The following is a 15,865-nucleotide window of genomic DNA, read 5'->3' as shown; positions in this document are numbered from 1 at the left end:
CGGACGGAGCCGCAGGCTCCACCTGAGAAGGAGTGGAACGCATGGACTGGCGCCACCGCGCTGCCTGCCGTGACGTGGACCCCGAGCTGTTCTTCCCGATCGGCAACACCGGCCCGGCACTCATGCAGATCGAAGAGGCCAAGCAGGTCTGTCGCAGCTGCCCGGTCGTCGAGCCTTGCCTGAAGTGGGCCATCGAGTCCGGCCAGGACGCCGGTGTGTGGGGCGGCATGAGCGAGGACGAGCGCCGCGCCCTGAAGCGCCGCACGGCCCGCGCCCGCGCCCGCGCGGCGGTCTGACCCATCGCGTTTCCGGCTCGCGTCGAGCCGGCGGACCCCGAGACCGCTCCCGGAAGACCCGCGAGATCCACGCACGCTGTCCGCATCGCCCCAGCGTCGCGGCGTACGGAACGACACGCCCGGCATCGCCCTGTGCGATGGCCGGGCGTCACAGCGCGCGGAAACGGTCACCGACACCCCCCGTCGTCGAGATCAGCACCCCGATGGGCACTGCTGTAGACGATAGAGCACCCCTCTGACAAGATGCCCCACCGGGGTCGGCGGAGCCACTACGCGGGCTGCACCGGAATGGTCATGGAGACCTCCGTGCCCCCGCCCTGACGCGGCTTGACCGCCAACCGCCCCGACAGCTCCCCCACCACCAGCGTGCGCACGATCTGCAGGCCGAGGCTCGTGGCCGCGTCGAGGTCGAACCCCTCCGGCAGCCCCTGCCCGTCGTCGGCGACCGTGACGTCGAGCCGCTCCTCGGTGCGCGAGACGATCACCTTGATCGTGCCGCTGCCGTAGGCGAACCCGTGCTGGACGGCGTTCTGCAGCAGCTCGGTGAGCACCATCGCCACCGGAGTGGCGATCATCGCCGGGAGCATGCCGAAGCTGCCCACCCGGCGCGGCATGACGTTCGCCGCCGACACCTCGCCGGTCATCGCGATCACGCGGTCGGCGATGTCGTCGAAGTCGACGTTCTCCTCGGGCGTGTGCGACAGGGTCTCGTGGACGATCGCGATCGAGCCGACCCGGCGCACGGCCTCCTCCAGCGCCTCACGGCCCTCCGGCACGCGCAGCCGCCGCGCCTGCAGCCGCAGCAGGGCCGCCACGGTCTGGAGGTTGTTCTTGACCCGGTGGTGGATCTCGCGGATCGTGGCGTCCTTGGTCATCAGCTCGCGCTCGCGGCGGCGCAGCTCGGTGACGTCCCTGATCAGCACCAGAGCGCCGATGCGCCCGCCGCCGACGATCAGGGGGATCGCCCGGAGCTGCACGACGTTCGCGCCGGCCTCCACCTCGGTCTCCCTCGGCGTGCGGCCGCTCGCCACGAGCATCAGGTCTTCGTTGATCGGCTCGTCGGAGTAGCACAGCGCCGCGGTGGTCTTGCCCAGCTCGCTCCCCACCAGATCGGCGTTCAGCCCGAGGCGGCGGTAGGCCGACAGGGCGTTCGGCGAGGCGTACGTCACCCGGCCCGCCCGGTCGAGCCGCAGCAGCCCGTCGCCCACCCTCGGCGAGCGGACGAGGATGGGCCCCTCCTCAGGGAAGGGGAAGCGACCCTCCGAGACCATCTGCGCCAGATCGGACGCGCTCTGCAGATAGGTCAGCTCCAGCCGGGAGGGAGTGCGTGCCGACGAGAGGTTGGTGGAGCGCTGGATCACCGCGACATAGTGGTCGTCGCGCCGCACCGGGATGGTCTCCTCGCGCACCGGCACCCCGCTCGACCAGTCGGGGTCGCCCTCGCGGCAGATGCGGTGCTCCTTCCACGCCGTGTCGATCAGCGGGCGCTCCCCGGCCGCCACGATCGTGCCGACGACGTCGTCGTGGTACACCGTCGGGCCGGTCGTCGGCCGCATCTGGGCCACGGCCACCCACCCGGACTCGTCGCGCAGGGGGATCCACAGGATGAGGTCGGCGAAGGACAGGTCGGCGAGCAGTTGCCAGTCGGAGACGAGCGAGTGCATCCACTCGAGGTCCGCGGGATCGAGCGTGGTATGACGGGCAACCAGGTCGCTGAGAGTCGGCACGTCTGCATCATGCGTGCTAACCACCGCCCAAAGCGAATCGACTGCCGGGCTGCTGGGAAGATTCTCGGGTGGAGCACGAGAGGCGTGCCCTGTCACCACGTGGAGCGTCCGGCGAGCGGGGCCGCCGAGCCGAGATGAGGCCATGATCACTGACCCTCTGGCGCGGTTGCGCGCGGCCGCCGCCGTACGCGAGGCGGCCGGGCTGAGACGCGCCCTGCGCCCGCGCACTCCCGACCACGACGGAATGATCGACCTGGCCTCCAACGACTACCTCGGCCTCGCGCGGGACGAGCGGCTGGTCGCGGCGGCCGTACGGGCCACCGAGCGGTGGGGCACGGGCTCCACCGGGTCACGCCTGGTCACCGGCTCCACGGCGCTCCACGCCGAGTTGGAGGAGCGCCTGTGCGCCTTCACCGGCGCCGCCCGGGGGCTGGTCTTCTCCTCCGGCTACCTCGCCAACCTGGCCGTGATCGCCACGCTCGGCGCGGGCGGGCTCGTGGTGAGCGACGCGCGGAACCACGCCTCGATCATCGACGCCTGCCGCCTGTCCCGGGCGCGCGTGACGGTCACCCCGCACGGGGACGTCGACGCGGTGGAGAAGGCGCTGGCCGGCCGTGCCGAGGAGCACGCCGTCGTCGTCACTGACGCGGTCTTCTCCGTGGACGGCGACCTCGCGCCCGTGGCCGCACTGCACGCGGCGGCCGTACGGCACGGGGCGCTGCTGGTGGTCGACGAGGCGCACTCGTTCGGGGTCGTCGGCGATCACGGGCAGGGGGCGGTACACGCCGCGGGGCTGGCCGGGGCGCCCGAGGTTGTGATAACCGTCACACTGTCCAAATCGCTCGCGTCGCAGGGCGGCGCCGTGCTGGCCGCGCCAGAGGTGGTGGACGCCCTGGTCGACACGGGAAGACCGTTCATCTTCGACACCGCCCTGGCACCCTCCGCCGTAGCGGCGGCACTCGCCGCGCTTGATATCGTTGGCGACCATCCTGAGCTGCCAAGACAGGCTCGGCAGAACGCCTCGGCGCTGGCCCGCGCGGCCGCCGGCCACGGACTGCCCGCGACGGACCCGGCCGCGGCCGTCGTGCCGGTCGTGCTCGGCCCTCCGGACGCCGCGCTGCGCGCCGCCGAGGTGCTGGCCGAGCACGGTGTGCGCGGCGGCTGCTTCCGCCCGCCGTCGGTGCCGTCCGGCCGGTCTTGTCTGAGGTTGACCGCACGGGCCAATCTGAGTTCGGATGATCTCGCGGTGATCGGACGGGCGCTCACCGCAGTGGCCGAGATGAAGGTGAACGTGTGACGGAAGATTCTCCCCGGATTCCCAAGTACTACGACGTCAAACGTAACTTGCTGGAACTCACCAAGTCTCTGCCCGCCGGGGCGGCGCTGCCGCCCGAGCGTGCTCTCGCCGTGCGCTTCGAGACCTCCCGCACGACCGTGCGCCAGGCCCTCACCGAGCTCGTCATCGAGGGACGCCTGCTGCGCATCCAGGGCAAGGGCACCTTCGTCGCCCAGCCCAAGGTCGCCCAGGTCCTGCAGCTGACGTCGTACACCGGAGATCTCCGCCAGGTCGGCCTCGAACCCGACACCAAGATCCTCGACATCAGCTACATCACCGCCGACGAGACGCTCGCCCGGCGCCTGTGCATCAACCCGGGCGGGCGGGTCCTGCGCATCCACCGGCTGCGCCTGGCCAACGGCGAGCCGATGTCGATCGACACCACCCACCTGTCGGCCCGCCGCTTCTCCCGGCTGCGCCGCGAGCTCGAGGTGCACTCCTCGCTGTACGAGACGCTGCACAACGCCTACAACGTCCAGCTCACCGACGCCGAGGAGATCATCGAGACGGTGCTGGCCACGCCGTACGACGCGCAGATCCTCGGCGTCGACGTCGGCCTGCCGATGCTGCTGCTCACCCGGCACGCCTTCGACGCCGAGGGGAACCCCGTCGAGTGGGCCCAGTCGCTCTACCGGGGCGACAGGTACAAGTTCGTCACCCGCCTGCGCAGACCCCCGGAGGCCGACCACCCGCGACGCTGACCGTCCCGGACCCACCTGCGACCGAGAATCGTGATCTTCGCGTCTCGGCCCTCTAGGGTGGGTCCGGTGAGCGTTCTGGTGATCACCGGCACCGACACCGGGGTGGGCAAGACCGTCGTGACCGCCGCCGTCGCCGCGCTGGCGCTGGAACGGAAGGTCCCGGTCGCCGTCGTCAAACCCGCGCAGACCGGGGTCGAAGCCGGCGAGCCCGGGGACCTCGACGAGGTGATCCGGCTGTCCGGGGTGACCACGACGTTCGAGTTCGCTCGCTTCCCCGACCCGCTGTCCCCCGCCGCGGCCGCCCGCCTGTCCGGCCTGCCGCCGGTCTCCCTGACGGACGCGGCCGAGCGGGTGCGCGAGCTGGCCGAGACCCACCGCCTGGTGCTGGTCGAGGGGGCGGGCGGGCTGCTCGTCCGCTTCGACGAGGACGGCGCCACGATCGCCGACCTGGCCCGCCTGCTGCGCGCCCCCGTCCTGGTGGTCACCAGGGCCGAGCTCGGCACGCTCAACCACACCGCGCTCACGCTCGAGGCGCTCGCCGGGCGGGGACTCGACCTCGCGGGCCTGGTGATCGGCTCCTGGCCGCGCGACCCCGGCCTCGCCGAACGCAGCAACGTGCCCGACCTGGAGACGCTGGCGGCCCGTCCGCTCGCCGGAGCGCTCCCCGAGGGCGCCGCGTCGCTCGACCGGGCCGCCTTCAACCGCCTGGCCCACGACGGTCTGAGCCCGGTGCTCGGGGGCGGTTTCGACCCTTCGCGCTTCCGGGCAACCCTAAGTCTGTGACGCAACCGGCGAGGGGAGCATGAGCGTGGACATCCTGGAGACCGCCCGGGTCCAGGTGCTCGGGGAAGGCCGCGGCCTGACGGCCGGTCAGGCCCTGGAGTGCCTCGAACTGCCCGACGACCGCCTTCCCGACCTGCTGGCCCTGGCCCACGAGGTCCGCATGACCTGGTGCGGCCCCGAGGTCGAGGTCGAGGGCATCGTCTCCCTGAAGACCGGTGGCTGCCCCGAGGACTGCCACTTCTGCTCCCAGTCGGGGCGGTTCGACTCCCCCGTCCGCTCGGTCTGGCTCGACATCCCCTCGCTCGTCCGGGCGGCCGTCGAGACGGCCGCGACGGGCGCCACGGAGTTCTGCATCGTCGCCGCCGTGCGCGGCCCCGACCGCCGCCTGATGAACCAGGTGCGCGAGGGCGTCGCGGCCATCCGCGAGGCCGTCGAGATCAACGTCGCCTGCTCCCTCGGCATGCTCACCCAGGAGCAGGTGGACGAGCTGGCCGAGATGGGCGTCCACCGCTACAACCACAACCTCGAGACCGCGCGCTCCCACTTCGGCGCGGTGGTGACCACCCACACCTGGGACGAGCGGTGGCGCACCTGCGAGATGGTCCGCGCGGCCGGCATGGAGCTCTGCTGCGGCGGCATCATCGGCATGGGCGAGACCCGGGAGCAGCGGGCGGAGTTCGCCGCGCAGCTCGGCGAGCTCGCCCCCGACGAGGTGCCGCTTAACTTCCTCAACCCCCGGCCCGGCACGCCGTTCGCGACCTACCCGCTCGTCGAGGGACGCGAGGCGCTGAAGACCATCGCGACCTTCCGGCTGGCGCTGCCGCGCACCATCCTGCGGTACGCCGGCGGGCGTGAGCTCACCCTGGGCGACCTCGGCACCCGCGAGGGCATGCTGGGCGGCGTCAACGCCATCATCGTCGGCAACTACCTCACCACCCTCGGCCGCTCCCCCGAACGCGACCTGGAGCTCCTGGCAGATCTCAAGATGCCCATCAAGGCCCTCTCGCCGACTCTCTGAGCCTAAAGTCGCCCCTTGACCAGCCCGAACGAGGGCTCAAGGATTGACCGGGGACGGAGAAGGTAAGTTCACGTCATGGAGTCTGCAAAGCACGCCGGCGACGTCGCGGTCGCCGTCTCACGGGCCTACGGTGCCGACGTCATGTTCACCTTGTCGGGCGGCCACGTCTTCCCCCTTTACGACGGGGCCGTCCACGAGAACATGCGCATCGTCGATGTGCGGCACGAGCAGAGCGCGGTGTTCGCCGCCGAGGCCACGGCGCGGCTGACGCGACAACCCGGCCTCGCGGTGCTGACGGCCGGGCCGGGCATCACCAACGGGGTCAGCGGTGTGGCGACCGCCCACTACAACGGCTCGCCGGTCGTGGTGATGGGCGGGCGCGCCCCGGCGTCCCGGTGGGGCTCGGGGGCCCTGCAGGAGATGGACCATCCCCCGCTGTTCGAGACGATCACCAAGCTGTCGTTCACCGCGGGCGGCGCCGACTCCATCGGCCAGGACGTCGAGATGGCCTTCCGCACGGCCATCGCCCCGCACCGCGGCCCGGTGTTCCTCGACTTCTTCATGGACCACCTGTTCTCGCCGTCCCCCGAGCACAAGGCCGAGACGCTCACGCCGTCCCCGTTGGAGCCCGACTCCGAGGCCCTCGCCATCATCGCCCGGCTGATCGCCGAGGCCGAGCGGCCCGTGCTCGTGCTGGGCTCCGACGTCTGGATGGACCGCGCCGAGGAGGCCGCCCGCGACTTCGCCGAGGCCTGGCAGCTGCCGGTGATCCCCAACGGGCAGGGCCGCGGCATCCTCCCCGCCGGGCACGAGCTATTGGTCACCCGGGCGCGCGGCATGGCGTTCTCGCAGGCCGACCTGGTGATCGTCGCCGGCACCCCGCTCGACTTCCGTCTCGGTTACGGCCTGTTCGGCGGCAGGGACGGAGCCCCGCTGGCCAGGGTCGTCCACCTGGCCGACGCCCCGTCGCAGCTGGCCACGCACGTCGGCACGGCCGCCTCCACCGCCGCCGACCTCTCCCTGCTGTTCTGGGGCCTGTCGACGGCCTGCACGGAGGCCGGGGTGTCCCCCAAGTCCTACTCCAGGTGGGTGGCCACGCTCGCGGAGGCGTCCAGGGCCGCCATCGCGGACGACGCCGAGCTGCTGGCCTCCGACGCCGACCCGATCCACCCGATGCGCGTCTACGGCGAGCTCAACCGGCTCCTCGACGACGACGCCGTGGTGATCGGCGACGGCGGCGACTTCGTGTCGTACGCCGGGAAGTACATCGAGCCGCGCAGGGCCGGCTGCTGGCTCGACCCCGGGCCGTACGGCTGCCTCGGCACCGGCCTCGGCTACTCCATCGCCGCCCGCATCGCCCGCCCCTCCTCGCAAGTGGTGCTCCTGCTCGGCGACGGAGCCGCGGGCTTCTCGCTGATGGACGTCGACACGCTGGTGCGCCACAAGCTGCCCGTGGTGATGATCTGCGGCAACAACGGCATGTGGGGCCTGGAGAAGCACCCGATGCAGATGCTGTACGGGTACGACGTCGCGGCCGAGCTGCAGCCGCAGTGCAGGTACGACCAGGTGGTGGCCGCGCTCGGCGGCGCCGGCGAGCTGGTCACCTCGCCGTCCGAGATCGGGCCGGCGCTGCGCCGCGCGTTCGACTCCGGCGTGCCGTACATGGTGAACGTCGCCACCGACCCGCAGATCGCCTACCCGCGCACCACCACCGGCATCTGACCTCGCACCCGGGCCGCGACGGGGTCGCGGCCCGGGACGGTCAGCTGGCCGAGGGGGTCGGCGTCGGCGTCGGGGACGGGCTCTCCTCCCCGCAGGAGAGGCCCTGCTCCACCACGATGGTGACGAGACGGTCGGTCGGCCACGAGGTGCCGGGCTCCGGGTTCTGGTCCAGCACGCGGGTGCAGCCCTCACTGCTCGGCTCGCCGCTGATGTCGACCTTGACCTTGAATCCTGCGGCCTTGAGCTTGTTCTGCGCGAGCTGCTGGGTCAGGTTCCTCACCATCGGCACGACCTTCTTGGTCGCCTGAGATTTGGTGACGGTCGGGCTGGGCGACGGGCTCGGGCTCTTCGACGGGTCGGGAGATTCGGTGTCGTCCGTCGGCGTCGGGGTGGACTCGCTCGTCCTGGTGGGGAGGGTCGCCGGCTCCTCGGGCGGAGGAGTGGTCTTCTTTGGAGGACGAGTCTTCGGGGTGTGCTTCGGGCCGCTCGGGCTCTCGCTGGGCCCCTCCGACACCGAGGGGCTCACCTCCGGGGTCTGCGCTCCGGCGCTGGCCACCTGGTTGTACACCACGGCGCCCCCACCGCCCAGCAGGGCGCCGACGGCGATCACGGCGGCGACGATCCCGGCCCTGCCGCGTCTGGGGGCGGCGGCCCGGCGGCGGGAGCCACGCGGGGCGGGCGGCGGCGCGACGTCGGTCGGAGGGGGCGCATGGGCGCCGGTCTCCGAGGCCGCCGTGGGCATGATGTACGGCGGCGGCGTCGGGGTGGACGGGGCGGTGTGGCCCTCGCTCCACGACGGACTCGCCGCGTGGGAGCCGGTCTCCGGCGCCGCGATCGGGGCGGCGTGACCGGCGGTGGGTGCCGAGGAGACCATGCCGGTCAGCCCGCTGACGGCCGCGACCGCCCCGGTCTCGCCGCGCATGGCCTGGCGCGCGGCCACGCTCATCTCGGCGGCGCTGTGCCAGCGGCTCCCGGGATCCTTGGCCAGCGCCCGCTCCACCAGGTGACGCACGGCGGGAGGCACGTCGGCGGGCAGCGGCGGCGGCTGCTCGCGGATGTGCTTCAACGCGATTGTGACCGGGGTGTCGCCGTCGAAGGGCCGGTATCCGGCCAGGCACTCGTAGGCGACCACGCCGAGCGCGTACAGGTCGACGGCGGGGGTCACCGGCTGACCCTCGGCCTGCTCCGGCGCGCAGTAGGCGGCGGTGCCGAGCACCATGCCGGCGTCGGTCAACCGGCTGGCGGTGTCGGCACGGGCGATGCCGAAGTCGGTGAGGACGAGCGTGCCGTCCGGGCGGACCAAGAGGTTCCCGGGCTTGACGTCGCGGTGCACGATGCCGCGATCGTGCACGGCCTGCAGGGCCGAGGCGGCCTGCGCGATGAGCTCCATGGCGGGCTCGGGGGCGATGCGGGTCAGCCTGGTCAGCAACCGGTCGAGCGGCTCACCGTCGACGAAGCGCATCACGAGATAGGCGGTCGGCCCGGCCCCCGGCACGTCGCTCACGCCGTAGTCGTAGACGTCGACGACACCCGGATGGTTGATGGTGGCCATCGACCGCGCCTCCCCCTGGAAGCGGGCGGCGAACCCGGGATCGTCCATCCGGCCTGGTAACAACACTTTGACGGCGACGGTGCGAGCCAGGACGGTGTCTTCACCACGCCACACCTCGCCCATCCCACCGGCGCCGAGGCGGACGTCAAGCCGGTAACGTCCCGCCAGCGTGGTCCCTTGGGCCACCATCTCTCCCCCGCTTACCCCTTTTCCGTCCAGGCCGACGTCACCCCAGAGTTCTCCAACAAAGCGGATTTGTGTCGCGGCCGGATCACGCCGGGGTCACAAAACCCTGTGGTCGCACGGTTCGCCTCGGGGTGTCAGCCAACCGTCACGCCGTGTTCGACGCAGCGGGCGGACCACCCCCGCGGCGTCACCTGCACCACCAGCCGGCGTGCGCACGCCGGGCAGTGGCGAGGTGGCTCCATGAGCCGCGCGGCATGGCATGCGGAGTGGTCGCCGTCTCCCTCGAGACGTCCGCAGTGGTCGCAGTACGGGCTCACGCCAAAAGCGTATTGCATCGTTCCCCACCAAGGCCGCCCATCCGGCGAAGGTGGTCGCAGACCACGCGAAAAGCCAACTGGGGACGGTCGTGCCGTACGCCCGCCCAATAGGCTTGCCCGCATGACGATCGAGCCTGGTCTGCGCGCCGAAGTCCTCATCATGGTCGAGAGGAGCGACACCGCGATCAAGGTGGGCAGCGGCGACGTCCCCGTGCTGGGCACGCCGCGGCTGCTGGCCGTCGCGGAGGCCGCGACCGTGCGGGCGGTGCGCGACCACCTGGCTCCCGGGCAGACGTCGGTCGGCACGAAGGTCACGCTGGAGCACCGCGCCGCGAGCCCCGTCGGCACGCACGTCGAGGTCGTCGCCGAGCTCGTGGAGGTCGACGGCCGCCGCCTGGTCTTCGAGGTCACCGCGCGCGACCGCACCCGCACGGTGGCCACCGCCACCATCGAACGCGTCGTGGTCGACCGCGAGCGCTTCCTGTCGGGCCTCACCGGCTGACGATCCTCGCGGGGCTACTCGATGACGGCGATCAGGTCGCCCTCCTGGATGACGTCGCCCTCGGCCACCTTGATCCCGGTCACGACACCGGCGTCCTCGGCGATCACCGGGATCTCCATCTTCATCGACTCCAGGATGACCAGCGTGTCACCTTCGTTGACGCTGTCACCCTCGGCGACGACGATCTTCCAGACGTTCGCCACCATCTCCGCGCGTACTTCCGCCACCGGGAACTCCCCTCACTGAATATCTGATCGCCCCAGAAGGGCTCTGGTCGTCGTCGCACCCGCTGGTGAAACTCCGCTTGGGCCTACCGCTGACGTCCGCCGTCACGCGCGCATCCGCGCCACGAGCCCGGTGTCGTAGTCGCCGCCGGCGAACTCCGGGTCGTCCAGCAGCTCGGCGAAGAACGGGAGGTTGTTCTTGGGTCCTTCGACGCGGAAGGCCGCCACGGCCTCGCGGGCCCTGGCCAGGGCCTCCTCGCGGGTGTCCCCGTGGACGCACAGCTTGGCCATGAGCGGATCGTAGAAGGGGGTGACGGTGTTCCCGGCGACGTATCCGGAGTCGAGCCGGACACCGGGCCCGGTCGGCTCCTCCCAGACGTCGATCTTGCCGGGCCCGGGGAAGAACCGCTTGGGGTCCTCGGCGTAGATCCGGAACTCCACCGCGTGCCCGCCGGGCCTCCGCGTCGCCGTGGAGAACGACACCGGCTCGCCGGCCGCGATCAGCAGCTGCTGCTCGACCAGGTCGATGCCCGTGACCAGCTCGGTGACCGGGTGCTCGACCTGGAGCCGGGTGTTCATCTCGAGGAACACGAAATCCTGGGCGTCGGCGTCCACCAGGCACTCGACCGTGCCCGCGCCACGGTAGCCGACCGCCTCTCCGGCCCGCACGGCGGCGGCCAGCATGCGTTCGCGCAGCTCAGGGGTGATTCCGGGCGACGGGGACTCCTCGACGACCTTCTGGTGCCGCCGCTGCACCGAGCAGTCGCGCTCGCCGAGCGCCACGACCGTGCCGTCGGCCAGCCCGAGGATCTGCACCTCGACGTGCCGCGCCCGCTCGATGTAGCGCTCGAGCAGGATCGCCGGCCCGCCGGAGGTCTTCCCGCCGAAGCGCTCGGCGGCGCGGGCCGCGGTCTCGAAGGCCTTGACGAGCCCGGCCTCGTCGTGGGCGACGCCCATGCCGATGCCTCCGCCGCCTCCGGCGGCCTTCACCATGACCGGGTAGCCGATCTCGGCCGCGGCGGCGAGGGCCTGCGCCTGCTCGCTCACCGGCTCGCGGGTGCCCGCGGCCACGGGTACGCCGGCCTGCTCCATGAGGTTACGCGCGTTGATCTTGTCGCCCATGCGCTCGATGGCCTCGGGGGACGGCCCGATCCAGGTGAGCCCGGCGTCGATGACGGCCCGGGCGAAGGCGGCGTTCTCGGCGAGGAAGCCGTAACCGGGGTGGACGGCCTGCGCGCCGGTCGCGCGGCACGCCTCCAGCACCCTGGCGACGTCGAGGTAGCTCTGGGCCGGGGCCGCCGGGCCGAGCAGGAACGCCTCGTCGGCTTCGAGCACGAAGGGCAGGTCGGCGTCGGCCTCCGAGTGCACGGCGATGGCGCGCAGGCCCATGGCCTTGACCGTGCGGATCACCCGACGTGCGATTTCTCCGCGATTGGCAACCAGGACGCTTTCGAACACGGCCGCTCTCCCTTCGACGGCTCACCACCCTATGACTCGGGCGTCCCTGGGGCCCTTCGCGCGAAACCACCGATCCCCCGTGTCCCGTATGTAGGAAGTCCACAACGGGACGATCGTTCCGGGTCGCCGTAGAACAGGGCTCCACTGGTGGTAAAGACGGCGCACCCGGCCAAAGCGGCCGTGTCGGAGGCCGTGGTCAGAGCCGGTTGACGGGAGCCAGGCGGTCGACGACCTTCGCCATCAACCCCACCACGACGGGATCGTACTCGCCGCCGTCGTCCTGGCGGAGCCGTTCGAGGGCCGCCGCCGCGCGGTCGCGGTCGGTGGAGCCGCCCACCAGGTCGTCATAGGCGTTGGCCGCCTTGATGATGCGGCTGGCCAGCGGCGGCAGGTCGGGCCCGGCGTACGGATCGCCCTGATGACGCACGATCTCGGCCACACGGTCGAGCACGCCGGTCTTCTTGATGATCTCGGCGCCCAGCTCGGCGATGCTCCGCGCCTGCCCGGGATCGGTGAGCACGGTGGCGCCGCCCGGGATCGGGTCGCGCAGGGAGAGCTGCCCGATGTCGTGCATGAGCGCGGCGTACTCGAGCTCCAGCAGCTCCGGCTCCCCCATGCCGAGCTCGCGCCCGATCGCCAGCGACAGGCGGCTGACCCGCCGGGAGTGCCCCGGCTCGACGTACCCCCCGACCTCAGTCACCCTCGCCAGGGCGCGGACGGTCTGGAGGTAGGTGGCGCGGATCCCGGCGTACTTACGGAAGGCGACCTGGGTGACCAGCAGCGGCGCGGCGAAGACGGCGAGCGCGGCGAGGTTCATGCTGTGGGAGGCCAGGGCGAGCAGGACTCCCGAGGCGGTGACGGAGGCCCCGAGCGGGGTGGCCATGCGGACCTCGTCACGGTAGGCCACGCGGAAGTTCGTGCGGACCTGCTCGGCCCGCAGCACCGCGGCGATCACCACGTCGGCGGTGAGCATGGCGGTGGTGAGCACGGCCATCACGCCGAGCACGGGCCACCATGTGCCGCCGCTCGCCACGGTGTCGTACAACGCGGGGGCGAGCGGACGGTAGGCGAAGGCGAGCAGCGCCCACGACAGCAGCCGGCGCGCGAGCGCGTCGAGCTGCGGCGGCCTGCCGACGGCGAGGTGCGGCAGCGCGCCGATCACCATGCCGACGGCCATGACCGCCACCACCTGAAGCGCGGAGTGCCGGGTCGGCGTGCCGCCGACGTCCAGCAGCAGGGTGTACCCGAGGGCGGCGGCCGCGCCGATGGGCGCCACCTCGCGGTTGCCCGGCATGGTGAGCCTGGCGAGCTCGCCCACGGCGACCATCACGCCGAAGGCGATCGCGACCTGGGGGTCGACGAGCCCCACCGCGGCGGTGTGGGCGACGCCCGCCACGGTGACCATGCCGGCGGCGCAGATCAGCAGGAGCTGCCCGGAGTCGAGGCCGCGCAGGGGCCGGGCCGTCGTGGTCACCGCTCGGAGGCCACTTCGATGGGCATGGTGGGATCGTCGTGGTCCTTGGCGGCGGTCTCCACCGCCTCGCCTGCCGGGGGCTCGGTCACCCTGCGGGGAGGATCCCAGCCGCGCCGGTCGACGGCCCTGATGAACGCCCCGACCATGACGGGGTCGAACTGCGTGCCCGCTCCCTTGCGGAGCTCGGTGAGCGCCTCCTCGATCGACTTCGCCTTGCGGTAGGACCGGTCGGAGGTCATGGAGTCGAACGCGTCGGCGACGGCGATGATGCGGGCGAACTCGGGGATCTCGGCCCCGGCCAGGCCCATGGGGTAGCCCCCGCCGTCGTGACGCTCGTGGTGGTGCATGATGCCGGCGAAGGCCTCGTCGAGGAAGTCGATGCCCCGCACGATCTCCAGGCCGCGCATCGGGTGGAGCTGGATCGCGGCGTACTCCTCCTCGGTGAGCCGGCCTTCCTTCTGCAGCACCTTGGTGGGGACGCCGAGCTTGCCCACGTCGTGGAGCATGCCGGCGTAACCGATCGCGCGCATGCGCTCGGGTCCCATGCCGATCTCCTGTGCGATCATCGTGGAGGCGCTCGACACGCGCATGCAGTGGCCGCGCGTGTAGTAGTCCTTGGTCTCCACGGCCTGGCAGAGCGCGGCGATGGTCGCGTCGTAGGAACGCTGCTGGGCGAGGTACTGGCCGAAGGCCCAGCGCGCGACGAACAGCGGCAGCAGCACGAGCACCGCCGAGATCGACTGCACGGTGGCCCACAGCCCGGCGATCAGCAGGCCGAACGTGGCGTACCCGAAGTAGGACGCGAGGAACTGGGCGAGCCCCCGCAGCGGCACCTCGCCGGTGCGCAGCCGCCCGGCCAGCGACAGCATGACCGCGAACAGCACGAAGTTGAGCGGGACGAAGACCGCCGCCGCGCCCGCGAACGGCACCAGCAGGTCGGTGAACGTGCCGACGTTCGGGATCTCCTGGTGGCCGCCGAGCCGCTCGAAGACCCACCCCGCGGCGTACCCGCAGATGGCGAACTGCGCCCCGTTGAACAACCGCTTGTGAAGCGGCAGGCCGGGGCGCACGCTGAGCACCGCCGTGGCCCCGACCAGGGCCGCGCCGACGTCGCCCACCAGGACCACCGCGGCCAGGGCCGCGGAGAAGCTGACCGACATCGCCGCCTGCTCGACGTTGAGCAGCGTCGGCACCGATTCGCAGACCAGGAACAGCAACGCCAGCACGAGCAGCGTGGGCCACTCGTGCCCGCTGAGGTGCCCGGGGATGAGAAGACCCCGGCCGATCAGCGCCGCGGCCGCCGTGACGGTCGCGACGAGGTAGACCTTCGCCGGCCAGGGTAGATCACGCACTGCCGCCGCCTCGGACCGTCACGCGCACGCGCTCAGGTCCAGGAGATTCCCGAGGGCACGGGGATCGCGCCCTTCGAGACGGCCGCCAGAGCCGCGGCGCCGAGAGCGATGAGAACCCATCCGAAGCCACCGCTTCCCATGGCCGCCACGATGCGTGTGGCCATTGCCTTCATCATGTGCCGCCTCCCCATTGAGTCGGGCTTCAGGCTACAGAAACGGGGATGGGCAGGCCGGGAAGTCGAAGAATCGCATCCAAAGCGTAATCAAACCACTACCAGGAGCTAACGCGATCTCGCCCATTCGACGGTGGCCTTGAGACCGTCGAGAAGGTCGGTGCGGGGGCGCCAGCCGAGGGCGGCGAGGGCCGGGGCGGGGTCGACGGCCATGGCGGGCAGGTCGCCCAGGCGCGGCGGCTCGAACCTCGGCTCGTCGGGCGCCCCGGCGGCGGCGGCCACCAGGGAGTGCAGCTCGCGGTCGGTCGTCTGCACACCGGTACCGAGGTTGAACCTCCCGCCGTCGCCCGCCTCGCCGCACGCGCGCACGAAGCCGTCGACGACGTCCTCGACGAAGATGTAGTCGCGGGTCTGGGAGCCGTCGCCGTACACCACGGTCGGCGCGCCGCGCAGCAGGGCGTCGGTGAAGATCGACACCACGCCCGCCTCGCCCTCGGGCGACTGGCGCGGGCCGTAGACGTTCGACAGCACCAGCGAGGTGTACTGCAGGCCGTGCAGCGCCCTGAACATCGACAGGTAGATCTCGCCGCTGAGCTTGGACGCGGCGTACGGTGAACGCGGGTCGGTCGCCGCGTCGCCCGGGACGGGGATCACGGCGGGCCGGCCGTACACCGCGACCGACGAGGCGTAGACGACCTTCCGCACGCCCGCGGCCCGCGCCGCCGAGAGGACGTTGACCGTGCCCTCGACGTTGAGCCGCGCGTCGGCCACGGGGTCGGCCACGCTCCTGCGCACGCTGATCTGGGCGGCGAGGTGGCAGACCACCTCGGGCCGCAGGTTTCGGGTCAGGTCGGTCAGCGCGGGATCGGTGACGTCGAGCTCGTGCAGCTCGAACGCCTCACTTTCCATCGCGGCCGAGAGGTTGCCCCTCGACCCCGACGACAGGTCGTCCACGACGGCGACTTCGTGCCCGTCGGCGAGAAGCCGATCGACCAGGGTCGATCCGATGAAGCCGGCGCCGCCGGTTACAAGTACCCGCATCCC

Annotated in this window: 16 protein-coding genes; 7 read left to right on the top strand and 9 right to left on the bottom strand. The window is 71.8% G+C overall.

All coding sequences use genetic code 11. The features are described from left to right. Positions 1-41: 41 nt before the first annotated feature. Positions 42-296 (top strand): WhiB family transcriptional regulator, encoded by a 255-nt coding sequence (locus KIK05_RS05145; protein ID WP_214409393.1) that lies wholly within the window; start codon positions 42-44, stop codon positions 294-296. 269 nt (positions 297-565) lie between these two features. Here the strand turns inward: KIK05_RS05145 and KIK05_RS05140 are convergent, their stop codons facing one another. Continuing rightward, positions 566-2,023, bottom strand: coding sequence for a PAS domain-containing sensor histidine kinase (locus tag KIK05_RS05140; protein ID WP_214409392.1), 1,458 nt, complete (start codon positions 2,021-2,023; stop codon positions 566-568). 142 nt (positions 2,024-2,165) lie between these two features. Between KIK05_RS05140 and KIK05_RS05135 the strand changes: the two genes are divergently transcribed. The 5 genes from KIK05_RS05135 to KIK05_RS05115 all read left to right on the top strand — a co-directional run bounded on the left by KIK05_RS05135 (position 2,166) and on the right by KIK05_RS05115 (position 7,583). Beyond that, entirely contained in the window at positions 2,166-3,320 is a 1,155-nt protein-coding gene (locus tag KIK05_RS05135; RefSeq protein WP_214409391.1) for an 8-amino-7-oxononanoate synthase, read from the top strand. Further along, positions 3,317-4,060 (top strand): GntR family transcriptional regulator, encoded by a 744-nt coding sequence (locus KIK05_RS05130; RefSeq protein WP_214409390.1) that lies wholly within the window; start codon positions 3,317-3,319, stop codon positions 4,058-4,060. The genes KIK05_RS05135 and KIK05_RS05130 overlap by 4 nt, the downstream gene beginning before the upstream one ends. 66 nt (positions 4,061-4,126) lie before the next feature. Then, complete coding sequence (gene bioD, locus KIK05_RS05125) at positions 4,127-4,843, top strand: dethiobiotin synthase (RefSeq protein ID WP_214409389.1); 717 nt, start codon at positions 4,127-4,129, stop codon at positions 4,841-4,843. A 19-nt stretch (positions 4,844-4,862) separates the two neighbouring features. Beyond that, complete coding sequence (gene bioB, locus KIK05_RS05120) at positions 4,863-5,861, top strand: biotin synthase BioB (RefSeq protein ID WP_214409388.1); 999 nt, start codon at positions 4,863-4,865, stop codon at positions 5,859-5,861. 75 nt (positions 5,862-5,936) lie between these two features. Continuing rightward, positions 5,937-7,583 (top strand): acetolactate synthase, encoded by a 1,647-nt coding sequence (locus KIK05_RS05115; RefSeq protein ID WP_214409387.1) that lies wholly within the window; start codon positions 5,937-5,939, stop codon positions 7,581-7,583. A gap of 40 nt (positions 7,584-7,623) precedes the next feature. Here KIK05_RS05115 and KIK05_RS05110 read toward each other — a convergent pair whose 3' ends face one another. Together KIK05_RS05110 and bsaP are read right to left on the bottom strand one after the other, a co-directional pair. Continuing rightward, the gene (locus KIK05_RS05110; RefSeq protein WP_214409386.1) at positions 7,624-9,324 is read right to left on the bottom strand and encodes a serine/threonine protein kinase; all 1,701 of its coding nucleotides are present in this window, start codon (positions 9,322-9,324) and stop codon (positions 7,624-7,626) included. Between the two features lie 131 nt (positions 9,325-9,455). Further along, entirely contained in the window at positions 9,456-9,656 is a 201-nt protein-coding gene (bsaP, locus tag KIK05_RS49680; RefSeq protein WP_443729116.1) for a biotin synthase auxiliary protein BsaP, read from the bottom strand. 103 nt (positions 9,657-9,759) lie between these two features. Here bsaP and KIK05_RS05105 point away from each other — a divergent pair, with 103 nt between their 5' ends. Next, a complete protein-coding gene (locus KIK05_RS05105; protein ID WP_214409385.1) occupies positions 9,760-10,140 on the top strand; it encodes a thioesterase family protein in 381 nt (126 codons plus the stop codon). Between the two features lie 14 nt (positions 10,141-10,154). Here the strand turns inward: KIK05_RS05105 and KIK05_RS05100 are convergent, their stop codons facing one another. The 6 genes from KIK05_RS05100 to KIK05_RS05080 all read right to left on the bottom strand — a co-directional run bounded on the left by KIK05_RS05100 (position 10,155) and on the right by KIK05_RS05080 (position 15,862). Then, positions 10,155-10,367 carry a biotin/lipoyl-binding carrier protein gene (locus KIK05_RS05100; RefSeq protein WP_214409384.1) on the bottom strand — a complete coding sequence of 71 codons (213 nt, stop codon included), beginning with the start codon at positions 10,365-10,367 and terminating at the stop codon, positions 10,155-10,157. 102 nt (positions 10,368-10,469) lie between these two features. Then, the gene (locus KIK05_RS05095; protein WP_214409383.1) at positions 10,470-11,822 is read right to left on the bottom strand and encodes an acetyl-CoA carboxylase biotin carboxylase subunit; all 1,353 of its coding nucleotides are present in this window, start codon (positions 11,820-11,822) and stop codon (positions 10,470-10,472) included. Between the two features lie 196 nt (positions 11,823-12,018). Continuing rightward, complete coding sequence (locus tag KIK05_RS05090) at positions 12,019-13,296, bottom strand: HD-GYP domain-containing protein (protein ID WP_308249756.1); 1,278 nt, start codon at positions 13,294-13,296, stop codon at positions 12,019-12,021. After that, a complete protein-coding gene (locus tag KIK05_RS05085; protein ID WP_214409382.1) occupies positions 13,293-14,648 on the bottom strand; it encodes an HD-GYP domain-containing protein in 1,356 nt (451 codons plus the stop codon). The genes KIK05_RS05090 and KIK05_RS05085 overlap by 4 nt, the downstream gene beginning before the upstream one ends. 32 nt (positions 14,649-14,680) lie before the next feature. Further along, complete coding sequence (locus KIK05_RS47955; protein WP_284681213.1) at positions 14,681-14,812, bottom strand: hypothetical protein; 132 nt, start codon at positions 14,810-14,812, stop codon at positions 14,681-14,683. A 117-nt stretch (positions 14,813-14,929) separates the two neighbouring features. Continuing rightward, positions 14,930-15,862, bottom strand: coding sequence for an NAD-dependent epimerase/dehydratase family protein (locus tag KIK05_RS05080; RefSeq protein ID WP_214409381.1), 933 nt, complete (start codon positions 15,860-15,862; stop codon positions 14,930-14,932). Between the last annotated feature and the right edge of the window lie 3 nt (positions 15,863-15,865).

Source organism: Sphaerisporangium fuscum (genome assembly GCF_018531465.1).
Lineage (GTDB): Bacteria > Actinomycetota > Actinomycetes > Streptosporangiales > Streptosporangiaceae > Sphaerisporangium > Sphaerisporangium fuscum.
The sequence above is the reverse complement of the archived record's forward strand: the minus strand, read 5'-3'. Positions and strand labels throughout refer to the sequence as shown.